The organism is Pseudomonas sp. SP16.1, from assembly GCF_052682975.1.
Window position 1 is genome coordinate 3,404,186 of sequence record NZ_JBQYFZ010000001.1, and the last position, 17,419, is coordinate 3,421,604.

Here is a 17,419-nt window from a genome sequence, read left to right on the forward strand (position 1 = left end):
ATATGGTCAAGCCTCACGGGCAATTAGTACAGGTTAGCTCAACGCCTCACAGCGCTTACACACCCTGCCTATCAACGTCGTAGTCTTCGACGGCCCTTCAGGGAGCTCAAGGCTCCAGTGAGATCTCATCTTGAGGCAAGTTTCCCGCTTAGATGCTTTCAGCGGTTATCTTTTCCGAACATAGCTACCCGGCAGTGCCACTGGCGTGACAACCGGAACACCAGAGGTTCGTCCAACCCGGTCCTCTCGTACTAAGGTCAGCCCCTCTCAAATCTCAAACGTCCACGGCAGATAGGGACCGAACTGTCTCACGACGTTCTAAACCCAGCTCGCGTACCACTTTAAATGGCGAACAGCCATACCCTTGGGACCGGCTTCAGCCCCAGGATGTGATGAGCCGACATCGAGGTGCCAAACACCGCCGTCGATATGAACTCTTGGGCGGTATCAGCCTGTTATCCCCGGAGTACCTTTTATCCGTTGAGCGATGGCCCTTCCATACAGAACCACCGGATCACTAAGACCTACTTTCGTACCTGCTCGACGTGTCTGTCTCGCAGTCAAGCGCGCTTTTGCCTTTATACTCTACGACCGATTTCCGACCGGTCTGAGCGCACCTTCGTACTCCTCCGTTACTCTTTGGGAGGAGACCGCCCCAGTCAAACTACCCACCATACACTGTCCTCGATCCGGATAACGGACCAGAGTTAGAACCTCAAGGTTGCCAGGGTGGTATTTCAAGGATGGCTCCATGAGAACTGGCGTCCCCACTTCAAAGCCTCCCACCTATCCTACACAAGCAAGCTCAAAGTCCAGTGCAAAGCTATAGTAAAGGTTCACGGGGTCTTTCCGTCTAGCCGCGGATACACTGCATCTTCACAGCGATTTCAATTTCACTGAGTCTCGGGTGGAGACAGCGCCGCCATCGTTACGCCATTCGTGCAGGTCGGAACTTACCCGACAAGGAATTTCGCTACCTTAGGACCGTTATAGTTACGGCCGCCGTTTACCGGGGCTTCGATCAAGAGCTTCGCTTGCGCTAACCCCATCAATTAACCTTCCGGCACCGGGCAGGCGTCACACCCTATACGTCCACTTTCGTGTTTGCAGAGTGCTGTGTTTTTAATAAACAGTCGCAGCGGCCTGGTATCTTCGACCGGCATGGGCTTACGTAGTAAATACTTCACCCTCACCGGCGCACCTTCTCCCGAAGTTACGGTGCCATTTTGCCTAGTTCCTTCACCCGAGTTCTCTCAAGCGCCTTGGTATTCTCTACCTAACCACCTGTGTCGGTTTGGGGTACGGTTCCTAGTTACCTGAAGCTTAGAAGCTTTTCCTGGAAGCATGGCATCAACCACTTCGCATTCTAAAAGAACGCTCGTCATCAGCTCTCGGCCTTGATCTCCCGGATTTACCTAAGAAATCAGCCTACCACCTTAAACACGGACAACCAACGCCGTGCTGGCCTAGCCTTCTCCGTCCCTCCATCGCAGTAACTAGAAGTACGGGAATATTAACCCGTTTCCCATCGACTACGCATTTCTGCCTCGCCTTAGGGGCCGACTAACCCTGCGTCGATTAACGTTGCGCAGGAAACCTTGGTCTTTCGGCGTGCGAGTTTTTCACTCGCATTGTCGTTACTCATGTCAGCATTCGCACTTCTGATACCTCCAGCAAGCTTCTCAACTCACCTTCACAGGCTTACAGAACGCTCCTCTACCGCTCATCCAAAGGATGAACCCGTAGCTTCGGTGTATGGTTTGAGCCCCGTTACATCTTCCGCGCAGGCCGACTCGACTAGTGAGCTATTACGCTTTCTTTAAAGGGTGGCTGCTTCTAAGCCAACCTCCTAGCTGTCTAAGCCTTCCCACATCGTTTCCCACTTAACCATAACTTTGGGACCTTAGCTGACGGTCTGGGTTGTTTCCCTTTTCACGACGGACGTTAGCACCCGCCGTGTGTCTCCCGTGCTGACACTTGCTGGTATTCGGAGTTTGCATCGGTTTGGTAAGTCGGGATGACCCCCTAGCCGAAACAGTGCTCTACCCCCAGCAGTGATACACGAGGCGCTACCTAAATAGCTTTCGAGGAGAACCAGCTATCTCCGAGCTTGATTAGCCTTTCACTCCGATCCACAGGTCATCCGCTAACTTTTCAACGGTAGTCGGTTCGGTCCTCCAGTCAGTGTTACCTAACCTTCAACCTGCCCATGGATAGATCGCCCGGTTTCGGGTCTATACCCAGCGACTAAAGCGCCCTATTAAGACTCGCTTTCGCTACGCCTCCCCTATTCGGTTAAGCTCGCCACTGAATATAAGTCGCTGACCCATTATACAAAAGGTACGCAGTCACCCAACAAAGTGGGCTCCCACTGCTTGTACGCATACGGTTTCAGGTTCTATTTCACTCCCCTCTCCGGGGTTCTTTTCGCCTTTCCCTCACGGTACTGGTTCACTATCGGTCAGTCAGTAGTATTTAGCCTTGGAGGATGGTCCCCCCATGTTCAGACAAGGTTTCTCGTGCCCCGTCCTACTCGATTTCATTGATAAGAGCGTTTCGTGTACGGGGCTATCACCCACTACGGCGGCACTTTCCAGAGCCTTCCACTACACTCAAATCAACTTAAGGGCTAGTCCCCGTTCGCTCGCCACTACTTAGGGAATCTCGGTTGATTTCTTTTCCTCAGGGTACTTAGATGTTTCAGTTCCCCTGGTTCGCCTCTTGCACCTATGGATTCAGTACAAGATACCCGGCTTATGCCGGGTGGGTTCCCCCATTCAGAGATCTCTGGATCACAGTCTGTTTGCCGACTCCCCAAAGCTTTTCGCAGGCTACCACGTCTTTCATCGCCTCTGACTGCCAAGGCATCCACCGTATGCGCTTCTTCACTTGACCATATAACCCCAAGCAATCTGGTTACGATCTCAATCGTGAAGACGACATTCGCCGAAAATTTGCGTCTTGAGAACTACAAATTTTGCCTTGATTAACAACGCGCAGTGAAACACGCTGTTAGTCACTTCTATCACATACCCAAATTTTTAAAGAACGATTTGTACCGGTCAAAAGACCAGAAATCAGCACTCACCAGGAACCCCTGAAGCGCTCATTTCTGAACTCTTTAACTGCTACCGCAACGCGCGAGAGTGGTGGAGCCAAGCGGGATCGAACCGCTGACCTCCTGCGTGCAAAGCAGGCGCTCTCCCAGCTGAGCTATGGCCCCGTAATCTTCTGCACCAAGCAATTGGTAGGTCTGGGCAGATTTGAACTGCCGACCTCACCCTTATCAGGGGTGCGCTCTAACCAACTGAGCTACAGACCTATAACAGGGTCGCGTTACAGCATCGTCTTCTACAGTGAATCAAGCAATTCGTGTGGGAGCTTATGAAGAAGCTGATGTCTTCGATTAAGGAGGTGATCCAGCCGCAGGTTCCCCTACGGCTACCTTGTTACGACTTCACCCCAGTCATGAATCACTCCGTGGTAACCGTCCCCCTTGCGGTTAGACTAGCTACTTCTGGAGCAACCCACTCCCATGGTGTGACGGGCGGTGTGTACAAGGCCCGGGAACGTATTCACCGTGACATTCTGATTCACGATTACTAGCGATTCCGACTTCACGCAGTCGAGTTGCAGACTGCGATCCGGACTACGATCGGTTTTATGGGATTAGCTCCACCTCGCGGCTTGGCAACCCTTTGTACCGACCATTGTAGCACGTGTGTAGCCCTGGCCGTAAGGGCCATGATGACTTGACGTCATCCCCACCTTCCTCCGGTTTGTCACCGGCAGTCTCCTTAGAGTGCCCACCCGAGGTGCTGGTAACTAAGGACAAGGGTTGCGCTCGTTACGGGACTTAACCCAACATCTCACGACACGAGCTGACGACAGCCATGCAGCACCTGTGTCTGAGCTCCCGAAGGCACCAATCCATCTCTGGAAAGTTCTCAGCATGTCAAGGCCAGGTAAGGTTCTTCGCGTTGCTTCGAATTAAACCACATGCTCCACCGCTTGTGCGGGCCCCCGTCAATTCATTTGAGTTTTAACCTTGCGGCCGTACTCCCCAGGCGGTCAACTTAATGCGTTAGCTGCGCCACTAAGATCTCAAGGATCCCAACGGCTAGTTGACATCGTTTACGGCGTGGACTACCAGGGTATCTAATCCTGTTTGCTCCCCACGCTTTCGCACCTCAGTGTCAGTATCAGTCCAGGTGGTCGCCTTCGCCACTGGTGTTCCTTCCTATATCTACGCATTTCACCGCTACACAGGAAATTCCACCACCCTCTACCGTACTCTAGCTCGCCAGTTTTGGATGCAGTTCCCAGGTTGAGCCCGGGGCTTTCACATCCAACTTAACGAACCACCTACGCGCGCTTTACGCCCAGTAATTCCGATTAACGCTTGCACCCTTCGTATTACCGCGGCTGCTGGCACGAAGTTAGCCGGTGCTTATTCTGTCGGTAACGTCAAAATACTCACGTATTAGGTGAACACCCTTCCTCCCAACTTAAAGTGCTTTACAATCCGAAGACCTTCTTCACACACGCGGCATGGCTGGATCAGGCTTTCGCCCATTGTCCAATATTCCCCACTGCTGCCTCCCGTAGGAGTCTGGACCGTGTCTCAGTTCCAGTGTGACTGATCATCCTCTCAGACCAGTTACGGATCGTCGCCTTGGTGAGCCATTACCTCACCAACTAGCTAATCCGACCTAGGCTCATCTGATAGCGCGAGGTCCGAAGATCCCCCGCTTTCTCCCGTAGGACGTATGCGGTATTAGCGTTCCTTTCGGAACGTTATCCCCCACTACCAGGCAGATTCCTAGGCATTACTCACCCGTCCGCCGCTGAATCAAGGAGCAAGCTCCTCTCATCCGCTCGACTTGCATGTGTTAGGCCTGCCGCCAGCGTTCAATCTGAGCCATGATCAAACTCTTCAGTTCAATACTGCTTGGGTTTTGAGAAAACCCTAAACTTGGCTCAGCAATCGCAAAAAACTCTCGAATTCACGAGTGTTACTTGTGATGCTGATAATCTGTCGACTACCAGTCTTACCTCACAAGCACCCACACGAATTGCTTGATTCAGTTGTTAAAGAACAGTTGGTTAAGATTTTCGCCTCAACCGAGGCCGCGCATTCTACAGCAGCCCTTCTTTCTGTCAAGCTGTTTTTCGAATTTATTTCCGAAGAAACTCTTTTCTACTCAACCGCTTGCGCCTCCGATCAGACCAGCTTCTCGTCAGCGGGAGGCGCATTCTACAGCGTTCAAAACCACTGTCAACCACCTCTTTCAACCGCCTTCGATCCGCTCGACCGAAGCACCGACAGGATCAAACCACTACCCTGTCGACCGGCGCGCATTCTACACGCCACACCCAGCTTTGCAACCCCTCTTTCAAACTTAACTTATTGATTAACAAGAAGTTTTCGAAGAGCTTCATCGCTGAAGTGGCGCGCATTCTACCGCCTGAGAATGGCGCGTCAAGCTTTTATTGGGTTCCTGCGCAAAGTATTGCGCAGCCATTGCCCCAAGCCCTGCCAAGCCGCAGACACAGGTGGGAAACGCAGCAGCAAGAGGAAGGCTCCGATAACGGCATACAGCAGCCATTCACCCAAATCGGCACGCACAACCCAGAGCATATGCAGCAGCGCCAAAAGCAGAATCGGATAAACCAACCGATGCAGCGCCTTCCAGCGCTTGCCGAGCCGGCGAATGCTGACCTTATTGGAAGTCAGGGCCAGCAACAACAAACCGATAAAGGTCAACATGCCGACAATGATATAGGGCCTTTTGCGCAGATCGACCAGCAACTGCTCGACATCCAGCCCCACCAGGAACACCGCATAGGCCGACAGATGCAGCACGGCATAGGTGAAGCACCAGAGGCCAAGCTGCCGGCGCACGGCGATCCAGCCACTCCATCCACTGAGACGCTGCAACGGAGTCATCGACAGGGTGAGCAACAGCAGAACCAGAGCGCCCAGCCCCAGATAATCGACCAGCGTCTTGCCCGGGTCGGCGCCCAAGGCAAAGATCCAGGCCTGGTACAGCCAGTAGAGCGGCATCGCTAAGGCCGCCATGAATACCGCGCGGCGCCATCCGACATAACGCATCAGTAGTGCTTCCTGAGATCGAGGCCGCTATAGAGGCTGGCGACTTCATCGTAGCCGTTGAACAGCCGGGTCTTCATCACATTGGGGCTGAACAGACTGCTCGGCAGACGCCGCTCCTGCGCCTGCGACCAGCGCGGATGGTCCACCTGCGGGTTGACGTTGGCGTAGAAGCCATACTCATTGGGTGCCAGCGCCTGCCAGGTATTGACCGGCTCGTCCCGCACCAGGCTGATGCGCACGATGGACTTGATGCTCTTGAAACCGTATTTCCACGGCACTACCAGACGCAGCGGTGCACCGTTCTGCGCCGGCAGCGTGCGCCCATACATTCCCACCGCCATAAAGGCCAGCGGATGCATGGCCTCGTCCAAACGCAAGCCTTCGACATAGGGCCAATCGATCAGGGAAAACCCGGAGCGCTGGCCGACCATGCGCTCGGCGTCGACTAAGGTCTCGAAACGCACGTACCTGGCCTGGCTGGTGGGTTCGGCCTGCCTGAGCAAGTCTGCCAAAGAAAAGCCCAGCCAGGGAATGACCATCGACCAGGCCTCGACGCAACGCAGCCGGTAGATGCGCTCTTCCAACTGCTGCGGTTCGGCCAACGCCGCCATGTCGTAACGCCCGGGCCTGCCGACCTCGCCATCGATCAACACCGTCCAGGGCTCGACCTTGAACTGCGCAGCATGCCGCACCGGGTCGCCCTTGTTGGGACCGAACTCGTAGAAGTTGTTGTAGCGCGAAGCATCCTTGTACGGCGTGATGGCTTCATCGCCGACGGTAACCGCCTGCCAGCGCACGCTGGCGAGCTTGGCCTTGAACCAGGCCGGCTCGTCGACCGACTCCACCTCGGCATAACGACCGTCGTCGGCGAAGGATAGAGCGGGTAAGGCGGCGAGCGAGGCCAGGCCAAGACCGCCACCCATGAACCGACGCCGAGAGAGGTAAACGGCTTCCGGAGTGACCTCGGACTCGGAGGCGGCAGAGGCGGGAGGGATTCGAATCAGCATGATGGCTCCGCGGCAACGGGATGACGAGCCAATAGACCGCGGAGCCAAAGCTTTATTACATCAGTCCGCAGCCTTGCGACTACGCAGTTGCAACAAATATTGAATGGGACCGGAAGCCGCATAGGCGAGGAAGATGATCAGCAGGATACGCGGCGGATCGCTGAACACCACGGCGAATACCAGCACCACAGCCAGGATCGCGACGAAGGGTACGCGCCCCTTCAGATCCAGATCCTTGAAGCTGTAATACTTGATATTGCTGACCATCAGCATACCGGCCGCCGCCACCAGCACCGCCACGGCGAAGGCCATGTTCGACCCCTTGATGCCGAAATCGCTGAACGCCCAGACGGTACCCGCCACCACACCGGCGGCCGCCGGGCTGGCCAGGCCAATGAAAAAGCGCTTGTCGACGCTGCCGATCTGCGTATTGAAACGCGCCAGACGCAGTGCTGCGCCAGCGACATAGATGAAGGCGACCATCCAGCCGACCTTGCCCATGCTGCCCAGGGCCCACTCGAAGGCCAGCAGGGCCGGGGCAACACCGAAAGCGACCATGTCGGACAGCGAGTCGTACTCGGCGCCGAAGGCGCTCTGGGTATTGGTCAGGCGGGCGACGCGGCCATCCAGGCTGTCAAGCACCATCGCCACGAATATCGTGGCCGCGGCGACATAGAAATTGCCGTTCATCGCATTGATGATGGAGTAGAAGCCGGCGAACAGGTTGGCCGTGGTGAACAGATTCGGGAGCAGATAGATGCCGCGATGACGGACCTTGCGCCCTTCCGCGTCCTGCCCTTCCTCTATGTGCTCATCGATCGGCAGCAGGCTTTCCAGATTATCGCCTGCCGACTTTTGATCCTCGGGACCTTCACTCATGAACAGCACCTTGCAACGGGTTTGACGAATTCTCGACCGGGGCGACTGAACTCAGTTAGTCGGCCGGCGAGCTGGCTTTATACCAGAACCCCTGCCCCAGAACGAAAAAACGCGGCACGAAGCCGCGTTCTTTCGCATATCGCAGACCTTAGTTCTTGGTCTTGTCGACGATCTTGTTGGCGGAGATCCACGGCATCATCGCGCGCAGCTTCTCGCCGACCACTTCGATGCCGTGAGCGGCATTGTTGCGGCGGTAGGCGGTCATCGACGGGTAGTTGGTGGCACCTTCGCTGATGAACATCTTGGCGTACTCGCCGTTCTGGATGCGCTTGAGCGCGTTGCGCATGGCTTCGCGCGACTGCTCGTTGATCACTTCCGGACCGGTGACGTACTCGCCGTACTCGGCGTTGTTGGAGATCGAGTAGTTCATGTTGGCGATGCCGCCTTCGAACATCAGGTCGACGATCAGCTTCAGCTCGTGCAGGCACTCGAAGTAGGCCATTTCCGGCGCGTAGCCAGCTTCGACCAGGGTATCGAAACCGGCCTTGACCAGCTCGACGCAACCGCCGCAGAGCACAGCCTGCTCACCGAACAGGTCGGTTTCGGTCTCGTCCTTGAAGGTGGTTTCGATGATGCCGGTACGGCCACCGCCAACGCCGGCGGCGTAGGACAGAGCAACGTTCTTGGCGTTGCCGGAGGCGTCCTGGTAGACGGCGATCAGGTCAGGGATGCCGCCACCCTTGACGAACTCGGAGCGCACGGTGTGACCCGGGGCCTTCGGCGCGATCATGATCACGTCGAGGTCGGCACGCGGTACGACCTGGTTGTAGTGGATCGAGAAACCGTGGGAGAAGGCCAGGGTGGCGCCCTTCTTGATGTTCGGCTCGATCTCTTCCTTGTACAGGCGGCCCTGGAACTCGTCCGGGGTGAGGATCATCACCAGGTCGGCAGCGGCAACGGCGCTAGCCACGTCGGTTACCTTGAGACCATGGGCCTCGGCCTTGGCAACGGTAGCGGAACCCTTGCGCAGACCGATGGTGACGTCGACACCGGAGTCCTTCAGGTTGCACGCCTGGGCGTGGCCCTGGGAGCCGTAGCCGATGACGGCGACTTTCTTGCCCTGGATGATCGAGAGGTCGCAATCTTTATCGTAATAAACTTTCATGTTCTTGGCTCTTTGAATCGAAAGGGATGGGGGTGCGAGCACCGCGACAGAGGCACCTTAAGTGATCCGTCCCATTGCGTAAAATGATATATTTGCAATACAACATGCCGCCATATGAAACAGTTATGGATAGCCACGCACTCAGGCTCTTTCTTTCCCTGGCCGACAACCTGCACTTCGGCAAAACCAGCCGCGAGCAGCACGTCAGCCCATCCGCGCTCAGTCGCAGCATCAAGCAACTCGAAGACGAACTCGGCGCAACGCTGTTCCTGCGCGACAACCGCTCGGTTCGCCTGACCCGCGAGGGGCAACAGTTTCGCGAATATGCCAGCGAGGTCATGAACGGCTGGCAGGCCATTCGCCAGAGGTTCAAGCAGGATCAACTGATCCTGCACGGCGAACTCTCCCTGTACTGCTCGGTAACGGCCAGCTACAGCTTCCTCTACGACATCCTCAGCAGCTTCCGCCAGAACTATCCGCGCATCGAAATGAAGCTGCACACCGGCGACCCGGCAACCGCCGTCGAACGCGTGCAGCAGGGGCTGGAGGATCTTGCCATCGGCGCCCGCCCCGACCACCTGCCGGCCGGCATCGAGTTCCAGCCGATCACTCGCTCCGAACTGCACTTTATCGGCCCGCAATCACCGCAACTGCTGAGCGATGAGCAACTCAGGCAGCCCTCGGCGGACAGCTGGAAGGACGTGCCGATGATTCTCTCGGAGGAAGGCCTGGCCCGGACCCGCACCGACCGCTGGCTGAAAAGCCACAACATCAAACCGCGGATCTATGCCCAGGTGAGCGGCAACGAAGCCATCGTCAGCATGGTCAGCCTGGGCTTCGGTATCGGCGTGGTGCCGCAGATCGTCCTCGACAACAGCCCACTGACCACGCGCATCCGCATCTACGATATCCAGCCGCCGCTGACCGCCTACGACATCGGCCTGTTCGCCCTGGAAAAGCGCCTGAGGGACCCACTGATCGCGGCCTTCTGGAACCGCCAGCAGTAAGTTCGAAAAAAAACCGATGCCAGAGGACTGGCATCGGTTTTCCGGAGAAGCCCGACGAACTCGGATGCTTAAGCGAGCAACCTTATGTCGCGCCTAACTGGCTAAATCGCGCCACGGCTACGCAGCAGATTCAGCACGGCCTTGACGCCCTCCTCGACCGACTGCGTCTGGGTATCGATCACCAGATCGGCGTCCAGCGGCACGTCGTAGGCGAAGGATTCGCCGGGGATGTTGTCGCCAGCGGCGGCATACAGGCCCTGCGGGTCGCGCTCACGGCAGATCTGCGGCGAAGCCTGCACGTAGACAGTGATCAGGCGCTCGCCGCCGATCAGCGCCTTGGCCTGCTCGCGGCCCTCGGCATCCGGGGCGACGAAGGCGGCCAGGGTCAGCAGGCCGGCCTCGTTGAACTGGCGCGCCACATGGGCGGCGCGACGCCAGTTCTCGGTACGCCCGGCGCGATCCTGCGGCAGGCCCTTGTTCAGGTCATGACGCAGGTTCTGCCCGTCGAGCACGTAGACGGCGCGGCCCATGTCGAACAGCTTGCGCTCCACGGCGTAGGCCAGGGTGCTCTTGCCGGCGCCGGACAGGCCGCTGAACAGCACGGTGGCCGGCTGCTGGCCGAAGCGCGCGGCGCGCTCCTCGGTCGACACATGGGCCAGACGGCCGTGCTGACCTCCGCCATGGCCGACCGGCGCGGCGATGATCATGCCGGCACCGACGGTGCCATTTGTCAGGCGGTCGATGACGATAAAGGCGCCGGTGGTGCGGTTGTGCTCGTAGCCGTCGAGGGCAATGGGCGCATCCAGCGCCACCTTGACCCGACCGATCTCGTTGAGCTTCAGTTCGCTGGCCGCCCCCTGCTCCAGGGTGTTGACGTCGATGCGGTGGACGATGCTGGGGATCGAGCCTGGCACGTAGCTGGTGGCGCGCTTGATGTCGTACTTCTTGCCCGGCAGCATCGGCTCTTCGCCCATCCACACCAGCATGGCCTCGAAGCCGTCGGTGACCTGCGGACGGTTGTCGGCATGCACCAGCATGTCGCCGCGCGACACGTCGATCTCGTCTTCCAGGGTCAGGGTGATCGCCTGGCCGGGGCCGGCGTGTTCCAACTCGCCTTCGAAGGTGACGATGGACTTGACCTTGCTGGTCTTGCCCGACGGCAGAGCCATCACTTCGTCGCCCTTGCGCACGATGCCGCTGGCCAGGGTACCGGCGAAGCCGCGGAAGTTCAGGTTGGGGCGGTTGACGTACTGCACCGGGAAGCGCAGGTCGTCGAAGTTGCGATCACCAGCCACTTCCACGGTCTCGAGGATCTCCATCAGCGACTGGCCGTCGTACCAGGGCGAACGCTCGGACTTGTTGACCACGTTGTCGCCTTTCAGCGCCGACATGGGCACGAAATGCAGCGTACTGGGCTTGAGGCTGATCTTGTCGGCGAAGGCCAGGTAGTCGGCCTTGATCTGCTCGAACACGCCCTGATCGAAGTCCTTGAGGTCCATCTTGTTGACCGCGACGACGATGTGCTTGATGCCCAGCAGGCTGGCGATGAAGCTGTGGCGCTTGGTCTGGGTCTGCACGCCGTAGCGGGCGTCGATCAGGATGATCGCCAGGTCGCAGGTCGAGGCGCCGGTGGCCATGTTGCGGGTGTACTGCTCATGGCCGGGGGTGTCGGCGATGATGAACTTGCGCTTCGCCGTACTGAAATAGCGGTAGGCCACGTCGATGGTGATGCCCTGCTCGCGCTCGGCCTGCAGGCCATCGACCAGCAGCGCCAGGTCGATGTCGTCGCCGGTGGTGCCGACCTTCTTCGAGTCGCGGCTGATGGCCTCCAGATGGTCCTCGTAGATCATCTTGGAGTCATGCAGCAGACGCCCGATCAGGGTGCTCTTGCCGTCGTCGACGTTGCCGCAGGTGAGGAAGCGCAGCAGTTCCTTGCGTTCGTGCTGGGCCAGGTAGGCGAGGATGTCCTCGCTGATCAGATCAGACTGGTGACTCATGATGAGGAATCCTTAGAAGTAGCCCTGGCGTTTCTTTTCTTCCATCGAACCGGCGGCGTCGTGGTCGATCACCCGGCCCTGGCGTTCGCTGGTCTTGGTCAGGAGCATTTCCTGGATGATGTCCGGCAGGGTCGCCGCCTCGGACTCCACCGCGCCGGTCAGCGGGTAGCAGCCGAGGGTGCGGAAGCGCACCATCTTCTTGGTGATGCCGGCCTTCTGCTCGGGCGTGAGGTGCTCGAGGATGCGCTCGTCATCGATCATCACCAGGGTGCCGTTGAGCTCGACCACCTCGCGCTCGGCGGCGAAGTACAGCGGCACGATCGGGATCTGCTCCAGGTAGATGTACTGCCAGATGTCCAGCTCGGTCCAGTTGGACAGCGGGAACACGCGGATCGACTCGCCCTTCTTGACCTTGCCGTTGTACACGTTCCACAGCTCGGGGCGCTGGTTCTTCGGGTCCCAGCGGTGCTTGCTGTCGCGGAAGGAGTAGACGCGCTCCTTGGCGCGGGACTTCTCCTCGTCGCGGCGCGCGCCACCGAAGGCGGCGTCGAAGCCGTACTTGTCCAGTGCCTGTTTGAGGCCCTCGGTCTTCATCACATCGGTGTGCTTGGCACTGCCGTAGGTGAAGGGGTTCATGTCCTGCGCCACACCATCGGGGTTGATGTGGGTGATCAGGTCCAGGCCCATCTCGCTGACCATCTTGTCGCGGAAGCGGTACATCTCCTGGAACTTCCAGCGGGTGTCGACGTGCATCACCGGGAACGGCAGCTTGCCGGGAAAGAACGCCTTGCGCGCCAGATGCAGCATCACGGCGGAGTCTTTACCGATGGAATAGAGCATTACCGGGTTGTCGAATTCGGCGGCCACTTCACGAATGATGTGGATACTTTCCGCCTCCAGCTGCTTCAGGTGGGTCAGTTTATCGAGCATGGCTACTCACGGTTTGCTGTGTAATTGGGCCGGCGGGCCGTGGACGAGGGCGCACTCTAGCACAGCACCCGCTTCTAATCAGGACGCTGCTTAGATCGAAAAAGTCTACTTTTATACCCGCAGGAACAGCCTGATCAGATCGGATTCGGGCAGTCGACGAACAGGTGCTCGAGGGCGAAGCGCCGCGCCAGGTAGTCGCCCAGCGCCTGCACGCCGTAGCGCTCGGTGGCGTGGTGGCCGGCGGCGATGAAGGCGATGCCGTTCTCTCGCGCGCTGTGGAAAGTCTGCTCGGAGGCCTCGCCGGTCAGATAGAGATCGACACCGGCGGCGATTGCCTGGTCGATATAGCCCTGGCCGCCACCGGTACACCAGCCGACTCGGCGGACCAGTCCGCCCCCCTCCACCAGCAGCGGCTCACGCCCCAGCGCCTGTTGCACCTGACGAGCGAAGTCGGCCGCGGTCATCGGTTCTTCCAGCGAGCCAACCAGGCCGACGGTGCGCGGGTTGTCCGGCTCAAGCGAACCTTCGACGACGATGCCGAGCTGGCGCGCCAGCTGCACGTTGTTGCCCACTTCCGGATGCAGGTCGAGCGGCAGGTGATAGGCCAGCAGGCTGATGTCATGGGCCAGCAGGGCCTTGAGGCGGCGCTGCTTCATGCCGGTGACGCAGGGATTCTCACCCTTCCAGAAATAGCCGTGGTGCACCAGCAGCACGTCGGCCTCGGCCGCGATGGCGGCCTCGATCAGGGCCTGACTGGCGGTAACGCCGCTGACGATGCGCCGTACCTGCGGCCGGCCCTCGACCTGCAGGCCGTTGGGGCAGTAATCGCCGATCCGCGCGGCATCGAGAAAGGCGTCGGCTTCGCCAACCAGGGTAGACAAGGCGATCGCCATGATGATTCCTCACAAGCTGTTGCAAGGCGCTGCCTAATTGCCAAGCGCCCCTCTATAATGCGCCACCTTAAGGGGCCCCTCTGGCCCTAGCAACCCTCAGGATTCTTTTGATGCCCCAGGCCCTGCGTTTCCTCGGCTGGCCCCTGCTGGTCGGCGTTTTGCTCGCGCTGCTGCTGATCCAGCGCTACCCGCAGTGGGTAGGCCTGCCCACCCAGGACGTGCAGCTGATCCAGGCGCCGCTCTACAGTCGCCTGCAGGAAGGCCCGGTGTCCTATGCCGAGGCGGTGGACACCGCTTCGCCGGCGGTAGCCAACCTCTACACCACCAAGCTGGTGAGCAAGCCGACGCACCCCTTGTTCGAGGATCCCACCTTCCGCCGCTTCTTCGGCGACAACCTGCCGCGCCAGCAGCGCATGGAATCGAGCCTGGGCTCGGCCGTACTGATGAGCCGCGAGGGCTATCTGCTGACCAACAACCACGTGGTCAGCGGCGCCGACCAGATCATCGTGGCGCTCAAGGACGGCCGCGAGACCCTGGCGCGGGTGATCGGCAGCGACCCGGAAACCGACCTGGCGGTGCTGAAGATCGATCTGCCGGACCTGCCGGCCATCACCCTGGGCCGCTCCGACACCATCAGGATCGGCGACGTCACCCTGGCCATCGGCAACCCCTTCGGCGTCGGCCAGACCGTGACCATGGGCATCATCAGCGCAACCGGCCGCAATCAACTGGGCCTCAATACCTACGAGGATTTCATCCAGACCGATGCGGCGATCAACCCCGGCAACTCCGGCGGCGCGCTGATCGATGCCCACGGCAACCTGGTGGGCATCAACACCGCGATCTTCTCCAAGTCCGGCGGCTCGCAGGGCATCGGCTTCGCCATCCCGGTCAAGTTGGCGTTGGAGGTGATGCAGGCGATCATCGAGCACGGCCAGGTGATCCGCGGCTGGTTGGGCATCGAGGTGCAGCCGCTGACGCCGGAGCTGGCCGAGTCCTTCGGCCTTGAGGGCCGACCGGGCATCGTCGTCGCCGGCCTCTACCGCGACGGCCCGGCGCAGAAGGCCGGACTGCAACCGGGCGACCTGATCCTCAGCATCGACGGCGAACCAGCCGGCGACGGGCGCCGCTCGATGAACCAGGTGGCACGCACCCGGCCGGGTGACAAGATTCGCATCGAAGCGCTGCGCAACGGCAAGCCGCTGACCCTGACCGCGGAAATCGGCGTCCGTCCTCCCGCCAACGGCAACTGACAGGTAGACATTTTCACCTGAGAGCTCTTCTCGATTGAATTTAATGTTATGTTATTACATTAAACTCAATCGACTGGAGCCCTCCCTTGCGCCCCACCTACGCCCTGCTTGCCAGCCTGCTGGCTCCCGGCGTCCTTGCCGCCCAATCACCCGCCCAACTCGAAGACAGCATCATCAGCGCCAGCCCCGAGCTGGCCGACGGTCCGGTGCAGGGCTATCGCGCCACCCGCTCGGCCAGCGCCACCCGCACCGACACGCCGATCAGCGAGATTCCCCAGGCCATCAGTGTGGTGCCCGCGCAGGTGCTGGACGACCTCGGCAGCAGCCGCATCGACCGAGCCCTGGACTTCGCCGGCGGCGTGTCAAGGCAGAACAACTTCGGCGGGCTGACCTTCCTCAACTACAGCGTGCGCGGCTTCACCACCGGCGAGCTGTACCGCAACGGTTTCGCCATCAACCGCGGCAGCTACAGCTCGCCAGACACCTCGGCCATCGAGCGCCTGGAGGTGCTCAAGGGGCCGGCCGCCGCGCTGTACGGCCGCGGCGACCCGGGCGGCCTGGTGAATATCGTCACTAAGCGCCCACAGCAGGAAGCCTTCACCCAGTTCAAGGCCAGCGCCGGGCGCTGGGATCGCTATCGCGGCAGCCTCGACGTCAACGCCCCGCTGAACGACGAGGGCACAGTGCTCTCGCGGGTCAATCTGGCGCTGGAGGACAACGGCAGCTTCCGCGATCACGTCGGCAATCAGCGGCAGATCGTCAACCCGACCCTGAGCTGGCAGCTGTCGCCCGACACCCTGCTGATGATCGACAGCGAGTTCTCCCGTACCGACTCGGTATTCGACCGTGGCATTCCGGCCGTGGACGGCAAGATGGGGGCGATCAAGCGCTCGACCTTTCTCGGCGAGCCCAACGACGGCAAGATCCGCAACGACAACCAGCTGCTGCAGGTGAGTCTGGAGCACTTTCTCAGCGACGCCTGGAAGCTGCGCCTGGCCAGCCACTACAGCCAGGGCACGCTGGACGGCAACAGCTCCGAGCCGTCGCGACTGATCGGCGATCAGGTCACGCGCTTCTATCGCGAGCGCAGCTTCGAGTGGAACGACAGCATCACTCAGGCCGAACTGCACGGTCAGTTCGAGCTGGCCGGCTGGCAGCATCAGACGCTGCTGGGCCTGGAGTACGAGAACTACCGCAACAGCCAGAAGTACCCGCAGAGCGTCACGGGCCTGGGCTACGGCCAGGACATCTACAACCCGGCCTATGGCCAGCCCAAGCCGCCGATCGTCAATCCCAACGACTTCCACGAGCACACGGAGAGCTACGCCCTCAACCTGCAGGACCAGATCGCCTTCAGCGAGCGCTGGAGCGGCCTGCTCGGCGTACGCCTGGAGCGATTCGAGCAAAGCGCGCTGAACCGCAGCACGCGGGTCAGCAACGAGCAGACCAAGGAAGTCGCCACCCCGCGCGCCGGCGTGCTCTATCAGCTGACGCCGGAGCTCGGCGTGTTCGCCAACGCCTCGATGTCATTCAAACCCAACACCATCGGCGCCCAGGGGCAAGTGTTCAAACCGGAGAAAGGCCTCGGCTACGAGACCGGCCTCAAGCTCGACCTGCTCGACAGCCGCCTCGGCGCCACCATGGCGCTGTTTCATATCGACAAGGAAAACGTGCTGACCGCCGATCCGAACAATCCCGGCGACAGCATCGCCGCCGGCAAGGCTCGCAGCCAGGGCCTGGATCTGCAGGTCAGCGGCCAGCTCAGCGACGCGCTGCGGCTGATCGGCGCCTACGCCTATATCGATGCCGAGGTGACCAAGGACAACAGCATCCCCGAGGGCAGCGACCTGCTCGGCATCGCCCGCAACAGCGCCAGCCTGATGGGCGTCTACCAGTTCCAGGGCGGCTCGCTGCAGGGCTCGGAATTTGGCGCCGCAGTCAACTATGTCGGTGACCGCTCCGGGCAGACCGGCAGCGAGTTCGAGCTGCCGGCCTACACCACCGTCGACCTGCTCGCCCGCTGGCAGGCCACGGAGGATCTGAGCCTGGGCCTGAATCTCAACAACCTGTTCGACCGCAAGTACTACGAACGCTCCTACAACAGCGTCTGGGTACTGCCCGGCGAGCCCCGCAACCTCAGCCTCAACCTGACCCTCAACCTCTGAAACGGAGA

At 59.8% G+C, this 17,419-nt stretch carries 10 protein-coding genes, 2 tRNA genes and 2 rRNA genes; 3 read left to right on the plus strand and 11 right to left on the minus strand.

The features are described from left to right. Window positions 1–2: 2 nt before the first annotated feature. From ACUTAF_RS16275 to ilvC, 8 genes are all read right to left on the minus strand, one after another. Window positions 3–2,895: ribosomal RNA gene (locus ACUTAF_RS16275) — 23S ribosomal RNA — on the minus strand. Window positions 2,896–3,147: 252 nt separating this feature from the next. After that, a tRNA-Ala gene (locus ACUTAF_RS16280) sits at window positions 3,148–3,223 on the minus strand. 22 nt (window positions 3,224–3,245) lie between these two features. Then, window positions 3,246–3,322, minus strand: a tRNA-Ile gene (locus tag ACUTAF_RS16285). A gap of 85 nt (window positions 3,323–3,407) precedes the next feature. Then, window positions 3,408–4,943: ribosomal RNA gene (locus ACUTAF_RS16290) — 16S ribosomal RNA — on the minus strand. Together the 16S and 23S rRNA genes with 2 tRNA genes alongside form the textbook arrangement of a ribosomal RNA operon. Window positions 4,944–5,482: 539 nt before the next feature. Further along, a complete protein-coding gene (gene msrQ, locus ACUTAF_RS16295) occupies window positions 5,483–6,115 on the minus strand; it encodes a protein-methionine-sulfoxide reductase heme-binding subunit MsrQ (RefSeq protein WP_445580936.1) in 633 nt (210 codons plus the stop codon). Beyond that, the gene (gene msrP / locus ACUTAF_RS16300) at window positions 6,115–7,122 is read right to left on the minus strand and encodes a protein-methionine-sulfoxide reductase catalytic subunit MsrP (protein WP_445580937.1); all 1,008 of its coding nucleotides are present in this window, start codon (window positions 7,120–7,122) and stop codon (window positions 6,115–6,117) included. Before msrP ends, msrQ begins: the two co-directional genes overlap by 1 nt. Window positions 7,123–7,182: 60 nt before the next feature. Next, window positions 7,183–8,001, minus strand: a complete 819-nt coding sequence (gene pssA / locus ACUTAF_RS16305) for a CDP-diacylglycerol--serine O-phosphatidyltransferase (protein ID WP_445580938.1) — start codon at window positions 7,999–8,001, stop codon at window positions 7,183–7,185. A 148-nt stretch (window positions 8,002–8,149) separates the two neighbouring features. Beyond that, window positions 8,150–9,166, minus strand: coding sequence for a ketol-acid reductoisomerase (ilvC, locus tag ACUTAF_RS16310; RefSeq protein WP_445580939.1), 1,017 nt, complete (start codon window positions 9,164–9,166; stop codon window positions 8,150–8,152). Between the two features lie 125 nt (window positions 9,167–9,291). Here ilvC and ilvY point away from each other — a divergent pair, with 125 nt between their 5' ends. Then, complete coding sequence (gene ilvY / locus ACUTAF_RS16315) at window positions 9,292–10,173, plus strand: HTH-type transcriptional activator IlvY (protein ID WP_445580940.1); 882 nt, start codon at window positions 9,292–9,294, stop codon at window positions 10,171–10,173. 101 nt (window positions 10,174–10,274) lie between these two features. On the opposite strand, the gene cysN is transcribed toward ilvY, so the two are convergent. The 3 genes from cysN to ACUTAF_RS16330 form a co-directional block, all read right to left on the minus strand. Further along, window positions 10,275–12,170 carry a sulfate adenylyltransferase subunit CysN gene (cysN, locus tag ACUTAF_RS16320; protein WP_445580941.1) on the minus strand — a complete coding sequence of 632 codons (1,896 nt, stop codon included), beginning with the start codon at window positions 12,168–12,170 and terminating at the stop codon, window positions 10,275–10,277. 12 nt (window positions 12,171–12,182) lie between these two features. Then, window positions 12,183–13,100 carry a sulfate adenylyltransferase subunit CysD gene (gene cysD / locus ACUTAF_RS16325; RefSeq protein WP_445580942.1) on the minus strand — a complete coding sequence of 306 codons (918 nt, stop codon included), beginning with the start codon at window positions 13,098–13,100 and terminating at the stop codon, window positions 12,183–12,185. Window positions 13,101–13,234: 134 nt separating this feature from the next. After that, window positions 13,235–13,993, minus strand: a complete 759-nt coding sequence (locus tag ACUTAF_RS16330; RefSeq protein WP_445580943.1) for a Nif3-like dinuclear metal center hexameric protein — start codon at window positions 13,991–13,993, stop codon at window positions 13,235–13,237. Between the two features lie 110 nt (window positions 13,994–14,103). Here ACUTAF_RS16330 and algW point away from each other — a divergent pair, with 110 nt between their 5' ends. Further along, window positions 14,104–15,246 (plus strand): Do family serine endopeptidase AlgW, encoded by a 1,143-nt coding sequence (algW, locus tag ACUTAF_RS16335; RefSeq protein ID WP_445580944.1) that lies wholly within the window; start codon window positions 14,104–14,106, stop codon window positions 15,244–15,246. An 86-nt stretch (window positions 15,247–15,332) separates the two neighbouring features. Next, window positions 15,333–17,411 (plus strand): TonB-dependent siderophore receptor, encoded by a 2,079-nt coding sequence (locus ACUTAF_RS16340; RefSeq protein ID WP_445580945.1) that lies wholly within the window; start codon window positions 15,333–15,335, stop codon window positions 17,409–17,411. Window positions 17,412–17,419 lie beyond the last annotated feature (8 nt).